Source organism: Nocardioides sp. NPDC057767, from assembly GCF_042798275.1.
In the GTDB taxonomy this organism is placed as follows: domain Bacteria; phylum Actinomycetota; class Actinomycetes; order Propionibacteriales; family Nocardioidaceae; genus Nocardioides.
This window is the reverse complement of sequence record NZ_JBHVKJ010000030.1, coordinates 57,154-77,770: the sequence shown is the minus strand read 5'-3', so window position 1 is coordinate 77,770 and position 20,617 is coordinate 57,154. Positions and strand designations below refer to the sequence as shown.

Below are 20,617 nucleotides of genomic sequence, written 5' to 3'. Positions count from 1 at the left end.
GATTCTTCGCCACGGTCCCGAGCAATCTCAAGAACCCTGCCTGGCTCGCCGAGCAGGCCACGGCCCTGGGTGGGGAGACGGGCCTGGAGGTCACCGTCTGGGGTGAGGACCAGCTCGCCACGGAGGGTTTCGGGGGCATCGTCGCGGTCGGCCAGGGGTCGGCGACCCCGCCGAGGCTGATCCGGCTCGACTACACCCCCCGCAAGGCCGGCCGCAGGACGCCGACGGTGGTGCTGGTCGGCAAGGGCATCACCTTCGACACCGGCGGGCTCAACATCAAGCCCGGCGACGGCATGATCAACATGAAGCGTGACATGACCGGCGGTGCCGTGGTGCTCGCGGTGATGTCGGCACTGGCCGAGATCGGTTGCCCGGTCAAGGTCGTCGGGCTCATCGCCGCCGCGGAGAACGCCATCTCCGGCTCCGCGCTGCGCCCCGGCGACGTGGTCACCCACTACGGCGGCCGCACCTCCGAGGTCACCAACACCGACGCCGAGGGCCGCCTCGTGCTGGCCGACGCGATGGCGTACGCCGTGGACAAGATCAAACCGGCCGCGCTGGTCGACATCGCCACCCTGACCGGTGCGATGCGGGTGGCGCTCGGGCAGACCATGGCCGGCTACTTCGCCGACGACGACGCGTTGTCGACCCAGCTGCGCGAGGCGTCGGACCTCTCCGGCGAGACGCTGTGGCGGATGCCGCTGGTCGCGGACTACGAGGACAAGCTGTCCTCGAAGGTCGCCGACGCCGACAACGCCCCCGGTGGCCCCGGCGCGATCACCGCCGCGCTCTTCCTGCACCACTTCACCGGCGGCATCCCGTGGGCCCACCTCGACGTGGCCTGTGGCGATGCCTATGCCGACGTACACGAGCTCACCCCAGGTCCCACCGGCTTCGGTGCCCGGGTCCTGCTCACCTGGCTCGCCGCCGCCGACCCGCTGGCCGGCGTCGGTTCCTGACGAGAAGTCACCCCGTCGGCCGAGAGGTCACCTACGTCGGCCGAGATGGCACGTACGTGACGCCTCGGCCGACGCGAGTGACGTCTCGGCTAGATCTTGCGGGCGAGCAGGAGTCCGTCGCCGACCGGGAGGAGCAGCGGGATCAGGTCGTCGTTGTCAGCGACCTGCTGGTTGAGCTCGCGGATGGTGGCGGTCTCCTCGTCGCGTACGGACGGGTCGGCCACGCGGTCGTGCCACAGCGCGTTGTCGAAGGCGACCACGCCGCCGGGACGGAGGAGGCGCAGCGCCTCCTTGAGATAGGCCGAGTATTCGGTCTTGTCGCCGTCGACGAAGACGATGTCGTAGTGGTCGTCGGTGAGCCGGGGGAGCACGTCGAGGGCGGCGCCGGCGATGCAGCGTGCCTGCCGCTGGCCGAAGCCGGCCTCGGTGAAGCTCTGGCGGGCCAGTCGCTGGTGCTCGGTCTCGATGTCGACGGTGGTCAGGACGCCGTCGGAACGCATGCCGCGCAGCAGCCACAGCCCGGAGACGCCGGTGCCGGTGCCGACCTCGACGACGTTCTTGGCGTCCAGGATGGAGGCGAGGAAGCGGAGAGTGGCGCCACCGCCCGGCCCGATCGGGGCGACTCCGACCTCCTCGGCCCGGGAACGGGCGGCTGCGAGGAGGTCGTCCTCCGCGACGTACTCGTCGGCGTAGGTCCAACTTGCGGTCGAGACAGGGCTGGTCACACCGCAAAACCTAACGTGTTTCCCTCAACGGTGCGGGAACGCCTGATCCACCTTGTGCGTTGAACGGTGACAGGAAGAGGAAAAATAGGAGCCTCACAGGCAACTCTCAGCCCTTCCAGGTCCAGGAGATCTACCGTAGGAGATGTCAGCGATCAGCGAGACAGGCAGGAGCACCATGACCGCGCAGCCCACGACCGAGACCCCGACTCCAGAGCCGGGTGTGCCGTCGTGGGACGAGATCGTGGAGAAGCACTCCGACCGGGTCTACCGGCTCGCCTACCGTCTCACCGGGAACCGCCCCGACGCGGAGGACCTCACCCAAGAGGTCTTCGTACGCGTCTTCCGCTCTCTCGACACCTACAGCCCCGGCACCTTCGAGGGCTGGCTGCACCGGATCACCACCAACCTCTTCCTCGACCAGGCCCGCCGTAAGCAGCGGATCCGCTTCGATGCCCTCTCCGACGAGCGCGCCTCGCGCCTGACGAGCAACGGCCCGACGCCGGACCTGGCCTACACCGACCAGCGCTTCGACGACGACATCGAGCGCGCTCTGGCCACGCTGCCTCCCGACTTCCGGGCCGCGGTCGTGCTCTGTGACGTGGAGGGGCTCTCCTACGAGGAGATCTCGGAGATCCTCGGTGCCAAGCTCGGCACCGTCCGTTCGCGGATCCACCGCGGCCGGGCGATGCTCCGTGACGCTCTCGCCCACCGCGCCCCGCGCGGCGGACGGTTGCGTCACTCCGGGCCCAAGGTGTTGTGGGGCGGGGCTTCATGAGTTTTCTGGGCAACCACCTCGGCGCGCGCACCAGCGCGCTGCTCGACGGCCAACTTCCCCAAGCGGAGGAGGAGCGGGCCTGGGCCCACGTGCACGAGTGCTGCGCCTGTCGCCGCCTCGTCGAGCGCGAGGGCTGGCTCAAGCGGCGCCTGGCCGGGCTCAGCGTCGATCCCGGCGTCTCGGCCCCGGCCGACCTCAAAGGGTCGCTCCGCGGTGGCGTCCTGGCCGCCTCTGTGTGGCCCACCGACGACGCTTCGACAAGCTCAGGACATCGCCTCGGCGATAGCTACTCCGACCCCCGGTCTGTGCGGCGTACGTTGGTGATGGTCGCCGCCGGTGGCGGTGCTGTGGGTGCCGCCGTGTTCGGCATGTTCACCTTCGCGGCCGCGCCCGCCGACGCGCCGGTCCCGCGGAACCTCCCGGTCACCTCGGTCACCCAGGTCCCGGTTGCCCCGGTGGTCGCGCACGTGCGGCGCTGACCGACGACACGGCGACACGTCACGAGACCCCGGCTGCCCATTGTTGGGGCGAGTGGGAAGAATGGGTGTCGTGACGCAGGAACCACAAGACGACCAGTCGCGGCCGATCTCCCGTTGGGCACCGCCGACCAACGTGCCGAACGTGCCCCCGGCCGGGCAGTCGTCCCCCGACAACGCCGAGAACGCTGTCGATGACGAGCGCGACACGGCTGAGGTGCCGCTTCCGGCCATGCCGGGTCCCGCCGTCGCGCCGGGGCCGGGTGCCGTCACCGCTCCACCCCAGGTGCCGCCACCGCCGGGCCCCTCGCTTCCCGGGTTCGACGGCCCGCCGGTCCTGCCGGCCGCACCGGCGTCCAGGGCCGACTCGACACAGCGCCGTCGCGTCCCGGGCCCGATCTGGGCGCTCGCGGCCGCCGTCGCGTTCCTGCTCGGCGTGCTGGGCGGCTACGCAGGTGGTGTGCTCGAGGACCAGGACGACATGTCCAGCCTCGCCGGCGGTGGTCTCGACCCCGGCTCGATCGAGACCGACGCGCCCCTGGCGGGCGACGATGCCAACATCGTGAAGGTGGCCGCGACGCTGCTGCCCTCGACGGTGCAGATCTTCGCCGAATACCAGGGTGTCGAGGATGCCGCGACCGGCTCCGGGTTCGTCTTCGACCGCAACGGTCACGTGGTGACCAACAACCATGTCGTCGCCGACGCGGCCAAGGCCAAGGGCAGCATCGAGGTGGTCGACCACAAGGGCCGCCGCTACAAGGCCGACGTGGTCGGGCGCAGCGCGGTCTACGACCTCGCGGTGCTCGACGTGCAGGAGGTCAAGGAGCTCGAGCCGGCGTCGCTGGGCAGCACGTCCAGGCTGCGGATCGGTGAGGGAGTCGTGGCCATCGGCTCGCCCCTCGGGCTCAGCTCGACCGTGACCTCGGGCATCGTGAGCGCGCTCCAGCGCCCGGTGAGCACCGGACAGACCGAGGACGACACCTCCTACATCAACGCCGTCCAGACCGACGCGGCGATCAACCCCGGCAACTCCGGTGGCCCTCTCGTCAACCTCGTCGGCCAGGTCATCGGGGTCAACTCGGCGATCGCGACCGCTGGTGGTGGAGAGGGCGGCGAGGGCGGCAGCATCGGCGTCGGCTTCGCGATCCCGATCGATCAGGTCAAGGTGACCGCCGCGCAGATCCTGAAGACCGGCAAGGCGACCTACCCGATCGTGGGAGCGTCCGTCGACGTCCAGGCCGTCGACCACGACGGAGCGCTGATCTCGGTCGTCGAGGCGGGCTCGCCGGCAGCGGCCGGCGGTCTCAAGGACGGCGACCGGGTCACCAAGGTCGGAGACGTCACCGTCACCGACGGGATCGGCATGATCGTCGCCATCCGTGCTCACCAGCCGGGGGAGACGATCGAGTTCACCGTGATGCGTAACGGTGCCCGCCACGAGCTCAAGATCAAGCTGGAGGCACAGACCGAGAACCTCGCCTGAGACCGGGCAGAAGACGCGAAGAGCTGCTGGGCGCGATGCCCGGCAGCTCTTCGCGTTGTTGTGGGGAAGGTTTAGTTGTGGGGGGTGAGGATGCTGTGACTCAAGAAGCGTCCGGCGTGGCGGCGGGCGCAGCGCCCTCGGCCTCGACGAACGGATGGTCGGCCACGAAGGCCTTGGTCTGCGAGTACATGTCATCGATGAACTTCTCGAGGACACTGGCCTCGACACGCCACTGGCCGCGGCCGCCGATCTTGATGGCGGGGAGCTCACCACGGCGGACAAGGGCATAGACCTGTGCGCTCGAGGTGTTGAGCACCTCGGCCACGTCGGCAAGAGTCAGGAAGCGGGGGGTACCAGACATAAGGATCAGTCTCCCAGACTTGGCAAGCGGCCGTAAACCATCGCGCAAACCTGTTAGCCCGCTTTAGGTAGTGTTGCGCTGCTTTGTGGATGCGTGGTGGGTGAACCGTGAAGCAGAGTCGCGCTATGCCGCGAACAAGAGATACAACCCGCCAACAGTGAAGCCGACCATCGTCACCAGAAGCGGCACCTGCCCAGTCACCAGATGCTGTTTGGGAAGCACCTGAAGTGCCCGGATATGGGCCGACCAGACGCCGAGCACGTGACCGATGATCACCGCGGCCACCTTGATGACGGCCAGCAGCGTCGCGTGGAAGGCGAAGAAATAGGAGACCGGGAGATCGGCCGTTCCGAACCAGTCGCCTCCGTTTCCGAGCGGATCCGAGGCGTTGCGCAGCGTTGCCAGCCCGCTCTCCCAGAAGTAGCTGAGATAGTGCGCCACGACGTAGCCGACGATGATCGGCACGATCGAGGGCGCCAGCTCCGCAGGCAGGGCCCGGCGCGGCACGTCACCGACGCCGGTCAGCATCGTCCCGACGCAGTAGAACCCGGCCACGATCAGCGGGAACGAGATCAGCGCGAGATTGCTGATCAGGTAGGCGGTGCCGCCCGAGATCTCCGGGCTCTGCACGATCTGGAGCCAGGGCGGCGACTCCCGGTAGGAGTCGTAGACGATGGTGCCGAACAGCACGGAGACAACCGCGACCAGGCCCGGCGCCGGGCGCAGGGTGTCGAGGTTGCCGAGCGGGGTGCGCAGGACCAGGTTGCCGGCCTGCGTACGTCCCCACACCGACAGCTTCGCGGTCAGTGACGAGTAGACCTCGAACGGGTCGCAGCGCTCCAGGAACTCCTCGCCGAAGAGCACGCCACCGAGGATCATCACGGCCAGGTAGACGGCCAGCCAGAGGCGTACGGGGCCGAGGTAGTTGTTCTCCGGGTAGACCAGCTCGAGCCAGGCGAAGGCGAGCAGCGTGAACGCCGCCGGCCAGTAGCCGAGGCGCTCGGGCAGCCGGAGCGGGGGATCGCCCTCCCCGCGCAGCCAGGTCAGTCCGGCCACGAACGTGCGGGCCGGGCTGATCGCCTTCCAGACCGGTCCGAACAGGAGCGAGAACGGGACGAGCCCGACCCAGATCCAGACGTACGTCATCCCGAAGATGGGGTTGAGGGCGTTGTCGGAGCCGGCGAAGGCGACCAGCACGAAGTAGGCGAAGAGCAGCAGGCCGACGATGCGCCACAGCGCGGTCCAGGCGGGGGAGTCGACGACACGCCCGAGCCGCGGCAACGGCCAACCTCGGGGGTTGCGACTCTGCGGACCCTGTGCGGAGACCAGCTCGCCCTCGGCGGCGCGCCTGGTGGTCAGCACCAGCAGTGCGAAGGAGACGACCAGGGCGAGGACGGCGCCCGCGATGACGTACTCGAGCGGCAGTGGGAGGTCCTGGCGACCGCCCACGCCGTGGGTGAGGATCACCTGACTTCGAGGGTGACGATGGTCTTGCCGAGCGTGTGCGACTCGACCACGAACTGACCGGGGATCTCGAACGCGCCCAGGCTGATCCGGGTGGTGCCGACGCCGTAGGCGGCGGACTGCGCCGGGTCGGTGTGCACGTGGATCTCACCCGCGGCGTCGGCGGTCACGTCGAGCTCGACGCTGTGGCCGAGCGGGACGTCGACCTGGGTGCCGTGCGGGTCGACCGATTCATCGGAGAAGTTGATCTCGACGACCACCGGGTCGCTGTCGGTGCGGGGCTCGGTGGCGACGTCGTTTCCGCAGGCGGTCGCGATGGACGCGATCCCGCAGATTGCTGCCACGACCGCGATGATCCGGGCCGTGAGGCGCATTACTCCCTCGTTTCGTGGGCTAAGTTCGAGCTGGCTTCTGCCACAATCGCACATGAACCAAAGAGGGGGCTGAGAGGGTATGAGCGAGCGTCAGCGAGCGACCATGGGCCTCAGGCGGCCACGTCCGTACCCTGGCGCCTGCGCTACGGAGGTGGCAGCGTGAGCGACCGGCTCAGGCCACGTGAGGTGGCTTACCTGGACGGGGAGACGCTGGCGGTGCCGCACCAGGTGGCGAGCATCGAGCTGATCCAGCCCCGGTCCGAAGGCTTCGACTACGGCGCGTTCCTCGAGCACGTCGAGGACCGGCTCGCCTTCGTGCCGCGCTACCGCCAGCGGGTCCGGGTGGTGCCCGGTCGCATCGCCTACCCGGTCTGGGCGGACGACGACCGGTTCGACCTGACCTACCACGTACGCCGCTCCGCGCTGCCCCGCCCGGGCTCGATGGACCAGCTCCTCGACCTGGCCGGCCGGATCGTCTCCCGTCCCCTGGACCGCTCCAGGCCGCTGTGGGAGCTCTATGTCATCGAGGGGCTGGCCGGCGACCGGGTCGCGCTGGTCACCAAGACCCACCAGGCGCTGGTGGACGGTGCCGAGACGGTCGACCTGGTCCAGCTGCTGCTCGACGACAAGCCCGAGGTCGGACCGATCGTGCCCGACCTGTGGGAGCCGCCGGTGCCGCAGTCGAGTGCCCGCCTGGTCGCGGGTGCGGTCTTCGACGCGGTCACCTCGGTGAGCGGACTGACCGGCACGGCCCGCAGCCTCGGTGGCGTCGCCCTGGGACGGGTCACCAGCGTCGCCAAGGACCTCCAGAACGCGGGCAACGGGATCGCCCGGGTGCTCACCCGCCGGGCTCCGGAGCGGCCGACACCGCTCAGCGGCCCGCTCTCGCAGCAGCGCCTGGTGGTCACGCTGCAGGCCGACCTGGCCGACTTCCGCCGCATCCGTGACACCCACGGCGGCACCGTCAACGACGTGATCCTCGCCGCCGTCACCGGCGGTCTGCGCGCCTGGCTGATGACCCGGCAGCAGTCGCTGGCCGGCGTACGCCAGGTGCCGGCGCTGGTGCCGGTCTCGGTGATCGACGAGGAGCTCGACCCGACCCAGCTCGGTTCGGCGGTGGCACCCCACTTCGTGGTGCTCCCGGTCGCGGAGCCGTCGCCGGTGGTACGGCTCCACCAGGTGTCCTACTCCTTCGAGCAGCACAAGGCGAACGCACGCACGGTCAGCGCGCAGCGGCTGGCCGGGATCAGCGGCTTCGCCCCGGCGACCTTCCACGTGGTCGGCTCCCGGGTGGCCGCGGAGAGCGAGCACGACTACCTGCTCTCGGTCTGCAACGTGCCCGGTCCTCAGGAGCCTCGCTACGCGGCCGGCTCGCGGCTGGTGGCCTCCTATCCGATCCACCCGCTGACCGAGGGCCACACCCTCGCGATCGGGGTGACCTCCTACGACGGCCAGGTCTTCTTCGCGATCACCGCCGACCGTGACCTGGTGCCCGACGCGTCGCTGGTCGGACAGTGCATCAGCGAAGCCCTCGACGAGCTGCTCGACACCGCGTCCGGCCGCCGCTTCCGTGCGCCGCGGGGCCTGCGCGTGGTCAAGAACTCCGGTGAGTGAGGCAGAATCCGGTCTTGTGACCCGCATCTACGTACCCGCCACGCTCGCGCTGCTCGCTGACTGGTACGCCAAGGGCGAGCTGCCCGGCACCGCCGACGGCTACGCCGCTCCCGACGACAGCGAAGAGGCCGAGTACGCAGCCCTGATGAGCGCCGCCGACGACTCGGCGGCGCTCCTGGCCGGTCCCGGCCGCCGGGTGGTGGTCGTCGTGGACGCGCCCGCCGCCCTGGGGGACCAGGTGGTGCCGCTCAAGCTCGTCGCCGCCGTCCACGCCGACCTGGCCGACCGGCCCGCCGACGCCGATCCCGATGAGGACCTGGGCTGGTTCGCGACCCAGGAGATCCCGCAGCTCATCGGTCAGATCAGCGCCGGCTGACCCAGTCGGGGATCAGTCCTCGTTCCACCAGGTCTCGGTGTCGACACCCTGGTAGGGCGGGACCTTCACGGTGCGGGCGCCGGCCTTGCCGCCGATGGTGATGGTGCGGTAGCTGACGTTGTTCGAGCGCGTGCGCTCGTAGAGGTTGCCGTCGGGGTTGACGGTGACCTTGATCCGGTACGTACCGTTCTCGACCTTGCTCAGATCGAAGGCCTGGGTCTGGGACTGGTTGTAGGTGTCACCCCAGCCCGCGGGCATGCTTTCCCGGAGCCAGAGCGCGGACTTCTCGCCACAGGCCGACTCCAGGCCGGTCTGGCCCGGCCGCAGCGTCGCTCCGGGAACGGTCAGGTCCACCGGGTCGGTGGGCACCAGGCACCACGACTGCTTGCCGCTGGTCGTGACGACCTTGTCCTTGGCGTCGACCAGCTCGTACTTCGCGAAGTCGAGGAAGTGCCAGTGGTTGTGCTCGGGGGCCTCGTGGAACTCCATCGTGCCGGTGCGCTTCACCCCGACCTGCTCACCGTCGCGGTAGAACATCTGGTAGGCGTCCATCACCGGTGACGTGCCGCGGCGGAAGCCCTCGACGATCATCGGCGCCGGTCCGGCGTTCCACTCGTTGGCGGCGAAGTTGAGGCGGTCGATGCCCTGTTCGTCGACCTCGGTCGAGATCTGCCACGCGGGCACGGAGACGAGGTCGGGCAGGGTGTCCTTCGTGGGCTTGCCCGGCTTGATGGAGCCGAGAGCGCCGCCCAGCGGGAGGCGGCCACGGCCGTTCTCGCCGCCCTCCAGCAGCTCTCGCGGCACCACGGTGCGAGCGCCCTGCTCGTCGTCGGCTCCGTGGGCCGCCATGATGCCCATGCTGCCCTCGCCCTCGCCTTCACAGCCGCCCTCGCGGCATCCGTCGACGATGACCAGGTTCTGCTTGGCGGTGCGGCTGGCGTTCGGCAGTCCGAGGAAGTCGGCGACCGGCTTGCTCACGCTCATCGTCATGGTGAGCCGGGTCTCGCCCTTGGTCTCGAACTCGAGGTCGGAGACGGTCGGGACCGCCATGCCCCGCTCGATCCCGTAGAGGACACCCTTGGTGAACCAGTTGCCGCCGCAGAACTCGGGGTAGACCGGACCGGTGGCGCCGTCGGTCTGCACCCGCTGTCGGTCGTAGCCACCGGGGCACAGCGGCCGGGTGTCGTCGAGGATCACCTTGCCGGACTTGTTCTTGAGCGTGACCCGGAGACCGTCCTTGAACCCCTTCATCCCGTCGACGATCGAGGCGGGCGCGGTCGTGGTGCTGCGCTTCTTGCCGCGGATGACGGTCTTGGTCAGCTTGACCGGCTCGTCGTAGGCCGCGTGGCTCGCACGGAACTCGAAGGCGGCGTCATAGGCGGCCAGCCAGACCGACGGCTGGAAGTACGCCGTCCCTTCCCAGGCCTCCACCTGGACGGTGTCGGCGGCGGCGACGAGCTTCAGTGTTCCCTTGCCGGTGGCACCGCTCGCGGGACCGGAGTTCGCCGTCACCGTCGAGGTGACGACGAGTGCGGCTGCCACCAGCCCGATGCCGGCTGAGACCAGCTGCCGCGTGCGAGTACGAGGTTTTACCATCGAGAATGCCCCCTCATGAGTGGCCCGAATCCCTCCTGATCCGAGACCTGAATGCCGGCAACTCAGTGCCGGGCACATATGGGGACGGTTGACTTTTCAGTCCGGTTGCACCAGATCGGTGAGAATCTTCAGCGAGAGAGGTAGGCCGCGCCGACCGCCTGCTCGAGGTCGAAGGCCTTGAGCATGAGCTCCTCGACGTACTCCTCGAGCTTGGCCCCCACCAGCGGCACGGGCACCTTGATGTTCAGTCGCACGCTCTCGGTGGTTCGCCCGTCGGACTCCGACAACGAGATGTTGCCGCGCAGCGTGGCCAGGCCTCCGGGGACGGTGATGTCGACGACGGCGACGGTGTCGGAGGACCAGACCTCGTTCTGATGGACGGTCAGGTCGCCGGTGACGATGCGCTTCGCGAACGACGGTACGCCGATGGTGGACTGCACACGGTCGATGCGGACCTCTCGCGGCGCGCCGCCGATGGTCACCCGTCGACGGAGCGCGCCCTGGGCGTCGGCGACCTGCTCACGGAAGCCCGGGTCGGCGAGCATCGCGGACACCTCGCGCATGCGGGCGTCGTAGACGAGCTCGTGCTGAAGGGTCGTCGTCATTGCCGAATCCTTTGAGGCTCTTCTGCGGGTTGGGACGGGATGAGGTGGCTCAGCCGGCGAGCCAGCGGGTGCCCACCTCATGCTCCTTCTCGAGCGCCCTCTTGAAGATCGAGAGGATGAGATCCTCCAGCTTTCCGCTGACCAGGGGCACATTCACGGTAGCGGTCAAGGTGACGGTCTCGATGGTCCCTGTGCCGTTCTCCGCCAGGCGGGCGGTGCCGGCCAGCGAGCCGGGCTTGCCGGGCAGGGTGAGCTTGAGGTCGCCGGAGGCGAAGTCGGGGGACCAGATCTCGTCCTGGTGCACCTCGATGGTCTCGCCCACGAACTTCTTCGCGAACCCGGGCACACCGCTGACCGCCTGCTCGTAGCGGATGCTCACCGTCGACCCCGTGATCGCCACGCTCTTGGACAGTGCGTGCTGGGCGTCGCAGACCTGCTCGCGGAACGTCGCGTCGGCGAGCATCCCGGAGACGGCTGCGATCGGGGCGTCATAGGAGAGGTCGACCGACAGCTTTTTGCTCATGAACACACATCATGACGCCTACATGGTTCGGAGTCACCAGTGATGCCGCCGAGAGAACCGACACATTCTTTGAGTATGCTCTTTACCGAGGGGTCAACGGCCGGCCATCCGCCTATGACTCACATCGGCGATTCCTTTGGACGCGGCGGCCTATCCGGAGCCCTGCCGGGATACCGTGAGAGGTGTGTCAACGGAGACGCATATCAAACCTGTCCAAGCTCCGCAGAACGTCCAGCAGTTCCGCCTGCCGAGCGCCACCTACTTCCGCCACGTAGCCCCCGAGGAGCTCACCGGTCGCAGCGAGGCTGACCTCGCCGGCGCGGTGGGATCGCATCTGGCCCTGGCAGCCAGACGCCCGCAAGGCACCGCCGCCGTGCGCATCCTCACCCCGACCACCGCCGCAGACGGTTGGTCCGCCGGAGGCCGCAGCGTCGTCGAGATCGTCGTCGACGACATGCCCTACCTCGTGGACTCGGTCAAGACCGAGCTCTACCGCCGTGGCCTCGACGTCCATCTCGTCGTCCACCCCGTCATCGACGTCGCCCGTGACGTGACCGGTGCGCTCGAGGGGGTGAACGAAGGTGACGTCCGCGAGTCCTGGATGCACATCGAGATCGACCGTCTCGCCCCCGACGCGGCGAAGGAGATCGTCGCGGGTCTGGAGGGCATCCTCGAGGACGTACGGGAGGTCGTCGAGGACGAGCCGCGGCTGCACCGCCGGCTGGCGGAGATCGCGGCCGGCCTGCGCTACACCCCGCCCAACAGCGTGCCGCGCGAGGAGGCCGCCGAGGCCGCCGAGCTGCTGGCCTGGCTGGCTGAGGACCACTTCCTGCTGACCGGCTACCGCGAGTACCGCCTCGACGGCGACTACCTGCGCGGCCGCTCCGGCACCGGCCTGGGCATCCTGCGCGCCGACCCGCCGCAGGCCCCCGACCACGGCAAGATGCCGCCGAAGGTCGCTGCCCACGCCCGCGATAAGGTCATGCTCGTCCTGGCCAAGGCCAACTCCCGCTCGACCGTCGGGGAGCCCGCCTACCTCGACCACGTCGGCATCAAGATCTTCAACGGCGCCGGCGAGGTGATCGGCGAGCACCGTTTCCTCGGGCTCTTCACCACCAAGGCGGCCCGGGAGTCGGTGACCCGGATACCGGTCGTCCGCGGCAAGGTCGCCGCGGTCCTCGACCACACCGGCTACGACCGCCGCAGCCACACCGGCAAGGCCATGCTCGACGCGATGGAGACCTACCCGCGCGAGGAGCTCTTCCACGCCTCCACCGACGAGCTGATCGACCTCGCCGAGGCTGCGCTCGGAGCGATCGAGCGCCGCATCCTGCGGGTGGCCGTCCGGCCCGACACGTACGGCCGCTACGTCTCGGTCCTCGTCTCGCTGCCGCGTGACCGCTACAACACGACGGTCCGCGAGCGGTTCTCGAAGGTGCTCCTCGAAGCGCTCGACGGCACCGACCTGGAGTTCACCGTACGCATCAGCGAGTCGACCACGGCCCGGGTGCACTTCGTGGTGCACGGCACCACCGAGTCGCTGGGCAAGGCCCTGGACACCCCGGGGCTGATCGACAGCCTGGAGTCCCGGCTGCGCAAGGCAGCCCGGAGCTGGCGCGACGACCTCGTCAGCGCGGTCATCGCCCACGCCGGGGAGGACGGCGCGGCGCGGCTCTCGCACGTGCTCGACGCGTTCCCGGAGGCCTACAAGGAGGACTTCGACGCCGACACCGGCGCCGCCGACCTGACCCGCCTGGAGCTGCTCTCGCACCAGGGCGAGGCGGTCGACTTCTCCTTCTACAAGGACCCGGAGAGCCCCGGCGGATTCCGGATCAAGATCTACCGCACCGGCGGCGCGCTCTCGCTGTCGCTGATGCTGCCGATCCTGTCCTCGTTCGGCTTCGAGGTCACCGACGAGCGGCCCTACGACCTGGAGGGCGTCGGCACGTCCGGCTCGGAGGAGTGGTTCATCTACGACTTCGGCCTCGCCTACGCCGGCACCCCGGCCGGCACGCCCACCCAGCTGGTCGCAGCGCTGCACCAGGCCTGGTCCGGGCGCAGTGAGATCGACGGGCTGAACGCGCTCGTCCTGGCGGGCCTCGACCACGGTCAGGTCACGATGCTGCGTGCGTACGGTCGCTACCTGCGCCAGGCCGGCACCCCGAGCTCGTTCTTCTCGATCGGCAACGCGCTGTGCACCAACCCGGGCATCGCGCGGCAGATCGTGGAGCTGTTCGAGACCCGCTTCGACCCCTCGCTCACGGCACGCGACGAGGCCAAGCGGGCCGAGGCCATCATCGAGGCTCTCGATGACGTGGCCAGCCTGGACCAGGACCGGATCCTGCGCAGCTACGTCACGGCGATCCTCGCGACGACGCGCACCAACTACTACCGCGGGCGCGACTACCTCTCGTTCAAGTTCGACCCGCAGCAGCTGCCCGACCTGCCGCTGCCGCGGCCGGCGTACGAGATCTTCGTCTACTCGCCCGACGTCGAGGGCGTTCACCTGCGCTTCGACGCGGTGGCCCGTGGTGGCCTGCGGTGGAGCGACCGGCGCGACGACTTCCGCACCGAGGTGCTGGGCCTGGCGAAGGCGCAGCAGGTCAAGAACACCGTGATCGTGCCGGGTGGCGCGAAGGGCGGCTTCGTCCCCAAGGGCGTGGCCGGGCCGGACGCCTACGTCACGTTCCTGCGCGGTCTGCTCGACGTCACCGACAACCGGGTCGACGGCGAGATCGTGCCGCCGGCCGACGTGGTGCGTCACGACGCCGACGACTCCTACCTGGTCGTCGCGGCAGACAAGGGCACCGCGACCTTCTCCGACCTGGCCAACTCGGTCGCGGCGGAGTACGACTTCTGGCTCGGCGACGCGTTCGCCTCCGGGGGCTCGGCGGGCTACGACCACAAGGCGATGGGCATCACCTCGCGCGGCGCCTGGGTCTCGGTGCAGCACCACTTCAAGCGGCTCGGTATCGACCCGCAGGTCGACGAGATCACCGCCGTCGGCGTCGGGGACATGTCCGGCGACGTCTTCGGCAACGGCATGCTCCGCTCGGACCGCATCCGGCTGGTGGCAGCCTTCGACCACCGGCACATCTTCATCGACCCGACGCCCGACGCGGCGACGGGCTTCCAGGAGCGGACGCGGCTCTTCGAGACGCCCCGGTCGACCTGGGAGTCCTACGACACCTCGCTGATCTCGGCGGGTGGCGGCGTGTGGTCGCGACAGCTGAAGTGGGTCCCGATCAGCCCCGAGGTGCGCGAGGCTCTCGGCCTGTCGGCCGACGTCAAGCGGCTCACGCCGCAGGAGCTGATCAGCGCGATCCTGCGGGCGCCGGTCGACCTGCTGTGGAACGGCGGGATCGGGACGTACGTCAAGGCTTCCAGCGAGACCGACGCCGATGCCGGCGACCACGCCAACGACGGTGTCCGGGTGGACGCCGCCGAACTACGCGTGCGGGTCGTCGGGGAGGGCGGCAACCTGGGCATCACCCAGGCAGGCCGGGTCGAGTTCGCTCGCAGGGGCGGCCTGATCAACACCGACGCGATCGACAACTCCGCCGGTGTCGACACCTCCGACCACGAGGTCAACCTCAAGATCCTGCTGGACCGGGAGGTACGCGGGGGCTCACTCACGCTGGCCGCGCGAGACGAGCTCCTCGAGGAGATGACCGACGAGGTCGCCGCGCTGGTCCTGGCCGACAACGAGGCCCACAACGTGACCCTGACCCGTGCGGTCGCCTCGGCGCCGCAGCTCCTGGAGGCTCACGAGCGCCAGATCGCGGAGTGGGTCACTGCCGGCGTACTCGACCGCGACGTCGAGGGCCTGCCGTCCTCGACCGAGGTCGCACGCCGTCTGGAGGCGGGGGAGGGGCTCACCGCCCCGGAGCTCGCCGTCGTGCTCGCCTGGACCAAGATCGAGCGCCGGCGCGAGCTGGTCGCGGAGGGCCTTCCCGACCCCGCCGAGGATCCGGAGCGGACGCAGCGCCTGGTGGCCTACTTCCCGACTCCGATCCGCGAGCGGTTCCCCGAGGCCATCGTGGATCACCCGCTGCGGCGGGAGATCTGGGCGACCTCGGCGGTCAACGAAGAGGTCAACCGTTCCTTCGGGCGTGTCGACGCGCCGTCACGGTGAGCACGGTGCCGGCGAGCAGGAGCGAGACGCCGAGCGCGGCGAACACCCACGACGGGCCGCCGGTGTCGGGCAACGAGCTCTGAGGTGAGGTCTCCGTCGGCGGTCCCGGGTTCGGGGCCGTCGGCGGATTCTCATTTCCGCCCGGGGTCGGTGCGACGGTGGGATCCGGGGTCGGGTCCGGGGTCGGTGTCGGGTCCGGGGTCGGCTCCGGCGTGGGAGTCGGGTCCGGCGTGGGAGTCGGGTCCGGCGTGGGAGTCGGGTCCGGGGTCGGTGTCGGGTCCGGGGTCGGGCTCGGCGAGGCGATCTCGTCGACCCGGAAGTCCTGGCCGCCGTGGATCTCGCCGGCCGAGGTGATCGTGACCGTACGCGAGGCCGCACCCACCACCCGCATCCCGTCGGGCGCGGTGACGGTGATGGTGTGGTCGCCCGGCGGGAGGTCATCGACGAAGTAGCCGCCCGCGTCGTCGGTGGTGACGGTGACCGGGCCGTCGGGCCCGTCGACGGTGATGGTGACCCCGGCGATCGGGTCTCCGGTGGAGGCGTCGGTGACCCGCCCGCCGATCGCTCCGGGACGGGCGAGGTCGAAGTCGACCCCGGTCACGTCGGCCGTGGCCAGGGTGACCGGCCGCGTGGTCGGACCCGAGTAGCCCTCGGGGGCGTCGATCTCGGCGGTGTAGTCGCCAGGTGGCACCCCGTCGAGCGCGTAGTTGCCGTCACCGTCGGTGACGGTCGTGATCGGCTCGCCGCCGTCGGCCGGGACCAGACGCACCTGGACGCCGCCGAGACCGTTGCCGCCGCCGGTGACCGTGCCCGAGACGCTGGCGAGCTGGTTGACCACGAAGTCCTGGTCGGTGATCGGGACGGCGTCGACGGTGATGTCGGGGCGGGTCGTCCCGTCGGGGCCCGCGGTGTAGCCGGCGGGCACGGTGAGGGTCACCGAGTAGCCCGTGCCGGCTTCGATGTCGTCGAAGAGATAGCTGCCGTCGGTGCCGGTGGTCGTGGTCGCGGTGGTCCCGTCGGGCCGGGTGAGGGTCACGGTCGCACCCGGGACCGGGGCACCGGCGTCGTCGCGTACGGTGCCGCTGATGGGCTGCGGGATCACCTGCCGTACGTCGAAGTCGGCTCGCGAGGCCGGGTCGCCGTCGTTGCCGCGGTTGCTGACGGTCGCCTCGGTCTGCCCGACCGTCGCGCACCCGTCGGGCTGGCTGAGCCGGACGGTGTAGCCGTCCTGGGTGGCGAACTCGCCGAAGGAATAGGTGCCGTCCGGGGCTGGGCTCGTGGTCGCCAGCGCCTCGCCGTAGGGCGAGACCAGGGTGAGGACCGAGTCCTCGACCGGGCACGAGCCGGAGGTCGACACGTCGGTGACCGTGCCGCCGATCGGGCGGGCCCGGCTCACGAACCAGGTCTGGTAGACCGGGAACCCGGCACGACGGGCGAAGACGAAGGACAGGCTGGTCAGACGGATGTCGGGCTCGTACCAGCCGCTGGCGCCGTTGGTGTCGGTGGCGGTCGGGTTTCCGGTCAGGGTCGAGGTGGCCGGGTTCCAGGTCGGCTGGTCGGCGCCGCCGGCGTAGTTGAACGAACCCTGGAACCACGCGGAGATCGCCGCTGCCGGGACGTCCTCGCCGTCCTCATCGGTCGCCCGGACCTGGACCTGGTCGGAGTCGATGTCACCGAGCACGAACGCCCAGCCGGTGTCGGGCGTGGGGTTGGCGAAGGTGTACGTCGTGGTCGAGGCGCCGCTCGAGGTGTCCGCCTTCGGGCGCAGGTTGATGTAGGCGGACCCGCGGCTGGAGCCGTACTTCGCTCCCGGAGGTGTGCCTGCGTCGAGGAACGTGGACGCGCCGCTGGGGAGGGCGACGTTCGCGCGGGAGTCGCTCGCCACCTGCGCCGCCGGGAAGCCGGCCGCCTGCTGGGTCATCGTCGTGGAGTAGTCGTTCGACGTCCCGGAGATGGGCGCCCACTCGGCCCACGAGTCGGTCATCGCGTGAGCCGGTGCCGCCGACAGCACCGTGACGAACACTCCGGCCAATAGCGCCAACGCCAGGCAGGCCCGGTTGAACATGGGAGGGGATCCTTTGCTTCCGAGGAGCAAAACGTCACGTTGGGGGACTTGGGAAGGCTATCCGAGCGTTACCTGAGATTTGCGCTCTGAATCACGCGTGTGGTGAAGGTTGGCATCGTTCGACGATGCGGACTGCCACTGCGCGGGGCGCGGGATGGACCGGACCGACCGGGCCAGGGTCGGGATCAGGGCCGCCGCGGCGGTCAGCGCGGCCACCGCCAGGACCGCCGCGGTGCCGTCGACACCGGCGAGCAGCGACCCGGCCAGCGCCGGCGCGAGCGGGATCGAGAGCATCGAAACGAACTGCGCAGCGGCCTGCACCCTCCCGATCAGCTCCTGGGGAGTGGTCGCCATCCGGTAGGCGGCGATGCCGGCGTTGCCTGCGGGGTTCAGGAAGAGCCCGACCGAGGCGGCCAGAGCCATGACCGCGGGGTGCGTCCAGTAAGCCAACGGGATCGAGAGCGGCACGAAGCTCCAGGCGACGAGGATCGTCAGCCATCCGGTCGGCAGCCGGTCGATCAACCACGGTGCGGCCAGCGCTCCGAGGATCCCGCAGCCGCCGATGGCCGCCTCCGCCAGCCCGATCTGCCATGCCGGGAAACCCGCTTCGACGAGCCGCAGCAGCGCGAGGAAGAAGAGCGCGTTGATGGCGAGGTTGATGGCGGGGCTGAACAGGAGCAGCGTACGCAGGAACGGCTGCCGCCAGCTGTAGTCCAACCCCACGAGCAGGTCGGCCAGTGGCTTCCGTCCGCCGTCCCGGGCCGCCATCGGAGGCGCCGAGAGGTCGGCGCGGACGCGTGCCAGCAGCAGCCAGCCCGCTGCGTACGCGATGGCGTTGCCGGCGAAGGGCGCCCATCGGGAGATCCCGAGAAGTGCGCCGCCCAGCGGTCCACCGAGCAGGCCGGCGATGTGCTGACGGGCCTGCTGTTGGGAGAGCGCCGTGGGCAGCTGATCGGCCGCGACCACCGACCTGATCGCTGAGTTCTCCGCTGGCAGGAAGAGTCCGTTGAGCGCTCCGGTGAGGAGGGCGACGAGAAGCAGGTGGGGGAGGGTGAGCGAGCCGAGGAGGCCGGCGATCGCGAGGGAGGCGTAGAGCACCGCCCCTGATCCGTGCGCGAGCCGCATGATCCGCAGGCGATGGCGGCGGTCGGCGATCACCCCGGCGGGGAGCAGCATGCCGACCATGCCGACGAGGTGGGCCGCCTCGGCCGTGGCCGCCCAGAAGGCCGATCCGGTCATGGCATAGGCGACCAGCGGCATCGCGAAGATGCTCACCCGGGTCCCGAGCTCGGCGACGGTGGCGCCGACCCACAGCGCGGTGAAGTCATGGTTGCGGGCGAGCGCCCGGTAGGAGGACATATCCGCACCATAAGTTGCGCAAGATATATTGCGCAATACTTGTTGCGCACTAAATGGTGCGAGACTCGGCTAGGGTGGCGCCATGGCCACCTACGACGACCCGCGGATCCTGCGCGCGATCGCCCACCCGACGCGCAACCGGGTGCTGCACGAGCTGTCCGCAGCGGGCTCCCTCCGGGCCGCCGACATCGCGAAGCGCACCGGTATCCCGGCCAACCAGGCCAGCTTCCACCTGCGTCAGCTCGCGAAGTACGGCCTGGTCGAGGTCGCCCCCGACGCCGGTCGTGACAAGCGGGACCGCGTCTGGCGACTCGTCGACGAGGACATCACCATCAGTCCCCGGGAGATCGTCGAGCAGCCCGGAGGCGAGGCCGCCTACACGGTGTTCCAGCGCAACTCCGTGGCCCGGGGCCATCACCTGGTCGACCTGGCTTTCCAGATCTCCCGGGATGACGACCCGGCCAAGCGCATCGTGTCCGAGACCTCCCTGCGGCTCTCCGAGGATGATGCCGTGCGGCTCCAGGAGGAGCTGAACGAGGTCGTCGCCCGCTACCGCGAGGCCGGTCGCCGGTCCGACGACGAGCTGGAGCTCTACTCCGTCTATCAGCTCATCCAGCCGATGCCTGACCTCGCCGGCGAGGATGACTCGGCCTGACGTGCGCGCCGATGTGGGTTACGTCTCAACCATGTCGGCCCGCAGGCTTCCTACTCGCGAGTCACCGGCGCGTTGGTTTACCGTCCAAATGCGCCCAGCCCAGGACGCCAGTAGGGAGATACGCGAACGATGAGCACAACCCAGATCGCCGAGAAGCGCGAGGTGCGCGAAGCCAACCGAGTCGAAGGTCACAACGCCAGGTCCTGGCTGCTGGTCTCCGCGATGCGTACCGAGATCTTCGACGACGCACAGCTGAGCCGCGCGGACCAGATCATCCTCGACATGGAGGACGCGATCGACACCTCGCTCAAGACGCAGGCCCGCGAGAACGTGACCAGCTGGCTGAAGGGCGGCGGCCGTGCCTGGGTACGCATCAACGACTGGACCACCGAGGACTGGAGCGAGGACCTCGCGGCGCTGGCCGGGATCGAGACGCTCGCCGGGGTGATGCTCGCGAAGACCGAGTCGCCCGACCAGGTGACCGACACCTTCCAGCGGCTCGGCGGGTCGACCCCGGTGATTCCGCTGCTCGAGTCGGCGCTGGGGATCGAGGATGCCGCGACGATCGCGCGCGCCCGCGGTGCCTACCGACTCGCGTTCGGCTCGGGCGACTACCGCCGCGACACCGGTGCGGAGAACGACCCGCTCGCGATGGCCTACCCGCGGACGAAGCTCGTCCTCGCCTCGCGGATCGGCAACCTCCCCGGCCCGATCGACGGCCCGACGGTCGGCAGCAGCCACCCGCTGCTCCGCGAGCAGGGCGCCGACGGCGTCGCGATGGGTATGACCGGCAAGCTCTGCCTCGACCTCGAGCAGCCCGCCGTGATCAACGAGTCGTTCAGCCCGTCCCCGTCGGACGTCACCTGGGCCTACGAGTTCCTCCACAAGTTCGAGGAGGGTGGCCGCGTCATCCGCGACGGCAGCGACAAGCCCCGCCTGGCTCGCGCCGAGACGATCAAGCGCCGTGCCGAGCTGTTCAAGATCAAGCCGGACACCGAGACCTACGACGCCCCGGCCTCGGGTCCGAGCGTCTACTGACCCACCGCCGACTCGGCGCGTCTGCCCCAGATAT

18 protein-coding genes are annotated in these 20,617 nt (G+C 69.7%); 9 read left to right on the top strand and 9 right to left on the bottom strand.

What is annotated here, in order from left to right; all coding sequences use genetic code 11:
- The coding region (locus ACFVDI_RS16835; protein WP_378906969.1) for a leucyl aminopeptidase family protein at nt 1-959 on the top strand (959 nt) is incomplete at its 5' end.
- An 89-nt stretch (nt 960-1,048) separates the two neighbouring features.
- Here ACFVDI_RS16835 and ACFVDI_RS16830 read toward each other — a convergent pair.
- The gene (locus tag ACFVDI_RS16830) at nt 1,049-1,684 is read right to left on the bottom strand and encodes an O-methyltransferase (protein ID WP_378906967.1); all 636 of its coding nucleotides are present in this window, start codon (nt 1,682-1,684) and stop codon (nt 1,049-1,051) included.
- Between the two features lie 175 nt (nt 1,685-1,859).
- Here ACFVDI_RS16830 and sigE point away from each other — a divergent pair, with 175 nt between their 5' ends.
- From sigE to ACFVDI_RS16815, 3 genes are all read left to right on the top strand, one after another.
- Nucleotides 1,860-2,459, top strand: a complete 600-nt coding sequence (sigE, locus tag ACFVDI_RS16825; protein WP_328531978.1) for an RNA polymerase sigma factor SigE — start codon at nt 1,860-1,862, stop codon at nt 2,457-2,459.
- Complete coding sequence (locus ACFVDI_RS16820; protein ID WP_378906965.1) at nt 2,456-2,938, top strand: hypothetical protein; 483 nt, start codon at nt 2,456-2,458, stop codon at nt 2,936-2,938. The genes sigE and ACFVDI_RS16820 overlap by 4 nt, the downstream gene beginning before the upstream one ends.
- Nucleotides 2,939-3,008: 70 nt before the next feature.
- Nucleotides 3,009-4,418, top strand: a complete 1,410-nt coding sequence (locus ACFVDI_RS16815) for a S1C family serine protease (RefSeq protein WP_378906963.1) — start codon at nt 3,009-3,011, stop codon at nt 4,416-4,418.
- A gap of 100 nt (nt 4,419-4,518) precedes the next feature.
- Here the strand turns inward: ACFVDI_RS16815 and ACFVDI_RS16810 are convergent, their stop codons facing one another.
- From ACFVDI_RS16810 to ACFVDI_RS16800, 3 genes are all read right to left on the bottom strand, one after another.
- Complete coding sequence (locus tag ACFVDI_RS16810; RefSeq protein ID WP_008358738.1) at nt 4,519-4,779, bottom strand: helix-turn-helix domain-containing protein; 261 nt, start codon at nt 4,777-4,779, stop codon at nt 4,519-4,521.
- Between the two features lie 123 nt (nt 4,780-4,902).
- Complete coding sequence (locus ACFVDI_RS16805; protein ID WP_378906960.1) at nt 4,903-6,246, bottom strand: hypothetical protein; 1,344 nt, start codon at nt 6,244-6,246, stop codon at nt 4,903-4,905.
- Entirely contained in the window at nt 6,243-6,617 is a 375-nt protein-coding gene (locus tag ACFVDI_RS16800; protein WP_378906958.1) for a hypothetical protein, read from the bottom strand. The genes ACFVDI_RS16805 and ACFVDI_RS16800 overlap by 4 nt, the downstream gene beginning before the upstream one ends.
- Before the next feature lie 159 nt (nt 6,618-6,776).
- Here ACFVDI_RS16800 and ACFVDI_RS16795 point away from each other — a divergent pair, with 159 nt between their 5' ends.
- Nucleotides 6,777-8,231 (top strand): wax ester/triacylglycerol synthase family O-acyltransferase, encoded by a 1,455-nt coding sequence (locus ACFVDI_RS16795; RefSeq protein WP_378906956.1) that lies wholly within the window; start codon nt 6,777-6,779, stop codon nt 8,229-8,231.
- Nucleotides 8,232-8,247: 16 nt separating this feature from the next.
- Nucleotides 8,248-8,607 carry a DUF6912 family protein gene (locus tag ACFVDI_RS16790; protein ID WP_378906954.1) on the top strand — a complete coding sequence of 120 codons (360 nt, stop codon included), beginning with the start codon at nt 8,248-8,250 and terminating at the stop codon, nt 8,605-8,607.
- Between the two features lie 12 nt (nt 8,608-8,619).
- On the opposite strand, the gene ACFVDI_RS16785 is transcribed toward ACFVDI_RS16790, so the two are convergent.
- From ACFVDI_RS16785 to ACFVDI_RS16775, 3 genes are all read right to left on the bottom strand, one after another.
- Nucleotides 8,620-10,149 (bottom strand): lysyl oxidase family protein, encoded by a 1,530-nt coding sequence (locus ACFVDI_RS16785; protein ID WP_378906952.1) that lies wholly within the window; start codon nt 10,147-10,149, stop codon nt 8,620-8,622.
- A gap of 182 nt (nt 10,150-10,331) precedes the next feature.
- The gene (locus tag ACFVDI_RS16780) at nt 10,332-10,808 is read right to left on the bottom strand and encodes a DUF2505 domain-containing protein (RefSeq protein WP_378906950.1); all 477 of its coding nucleotides are present in this window, start codon (nt 10,806-10,808) and stop codon (nt 10,332-10,334) included.
- A gap of 49 nt (nt 10,809-10,857) precedes the next feature.
- Nucleotides 10,858-11,331 (bottom strand): DUF2505 domain-containing protein, encoded by a 474-nt coding sequence (locus ACFVDI_RS16775; protein WP_378906948.1) that lies wholly within the window; start codon nt 11,329-11,331, stop codon nt 10,858-10,860.
- Nucleotides 11,332-11,515: 184 nt separating this feature from the next.
- On the opposite strand from ACFVDI_RS16775, the gene ACFVDI_RS16770 reads away from it, so the two are divergent.
- Nucleotides 11,516-15,466, top strand: a complete 3,951-nt coding sequence (locus tag ACFVDI_RS16770; RefSeq protein ID WP_378906946.1) for an NAD-glutamate dehydrogenase — start codon at nt 11,516-11,518, stop codon at nt 15,464-15,466.
- Here the strand turns inward: ACFVDI_RS16770 and ACFVDI_RS16765 are convergent.
- Nucleotides 15,426-17,531 (bottom strand): collagen binding domain-containing protein, encoded by a 2,106-nt coding sequence (locus tag ACFVDI_RS16765; RefSeq protein ID WP_378906944.1) that lies wholly within the window; start codon nt 17,529-17,531, stop codon nt 15,426-15,428. The two genes, ACFVDI_RS16770 and ACFVDI_RS16765, sit on opposite strands and share 41 nt — an antisense overlap.
- 57 nt (nt 17,532-17,588) lie before the next feature.
- Nucleotides 17,589-18,890 (bottom strand): MFS transporter, encoded by a 1,302-nt coding sequence (locus tag ACFVDI_RS16760; RefSeq protein WP_378906942.1) that lies wholly within the window; start codon nt 18,888-18,890, stop codon nt 17,589-17,591.
- 82 nt (nt 18,891-18,972) lie between these two features.
- Between ACFVDI_RS16760 and ACFVDI_RS16755 the strand changes: the two genes are divergently transcribed.
- On the top strand, nt 18,973-19,545 hold the full coding sequence (locus ACFVDI_RS16755; RefSeq protein WP_378906940.1) for an ArsR/SmtB family transcription factor: 573 nt from the start codon (nt 18,973-18,975) through the stop codon (nt 19,543-19,545).
- A gap of 129 nt (nt 19,546-19,674) precedes the next feature.
- Nucleotides 19,675-20,583: an HpcH/HpaI aldolase/citrate lyase family protein gene (locus ACFVDI_RS16750; RefSeq protein WP_378906938.1), complete on the top strand. Its 909-nt coding sequence runs from the start codon at nt 19,675-19,677 to the stop codon at nt 20,581-20,583.
- Nucleotides 20,584-20,617 lie beyond the last annotated feature (34 nt).

Coding starts and splice junctions, on each gene's coding strand:
- ACFVDI_RS16820 (WP_378906965.1), top strand. CDS start 2,456: ATGAGTTTTCTGGGCAACCACCTCGGCGCGCGCACCAGCGCGCTGCTC.
- ACFVDI_RS16800 (WP_378906958.1), bottom strand. CDS start 6,617: ATGCGCCTCACGGCCCGGATCATCGCGGTCGTGGCAGCAATCTGCGGG.
- ACFVDI_RS16755 (WP_378906940.1), top strand. CDS start 18,973: ATGGCCACCTACGACGACCCGCGGATCCTGCGCGCGATCGCCCACCCG.
- ACFVDI_RS16750 (WP_378906938.1), top strand. CDS start 19,675: ATGAGCACAACCCAGATCGCCGAGAAGCGCGAGGTGCGCGAAGCCAAC.
- ACFVDI_RS16775 (WP_378906948.1), bottom strand. CDS start 11,331: ATGAGCAAAAAGCTGTCGGTCGACCTCTCCTATGACGCCCCGATCGCA.
- ACFVDI_RS16765 (WP_378906944.1), bottom strand. CDS start 17,531: ATGTTCAACCGGGCCTGCCTGGCGTTGGCGCTATTGGCCGGAGTGTTC.
- ACFVDI_RS16780 (WP_378906950.1), bottom strand. CDS start 10,808: ATGACGACGACCCTTCAGCACGAGCTCGTCTACGACGCCCGCATGCGC.
- ACFVDI_RS16760 (WP_378906942.1), bottom strand. CDS start 18,890: ATGTCCTCCTACCGGGCGCTCGCCCGCAACCATGACTTCACCGCGCTG.
- sigE (WP_328531978.1), top strand. CDS start 1,860: ATGACCGCGCAGCCCACGACCGAGACCCCGACTCCAGAGCCGGGTGTG.
- ACFVDI_RS16810 (WP_008358738.1), bottom strand. CDS start 4,779: ATGTCTGGTACCCCCCGCTTCCTGACTCTTGCCGACGTGGCCGAGGTG.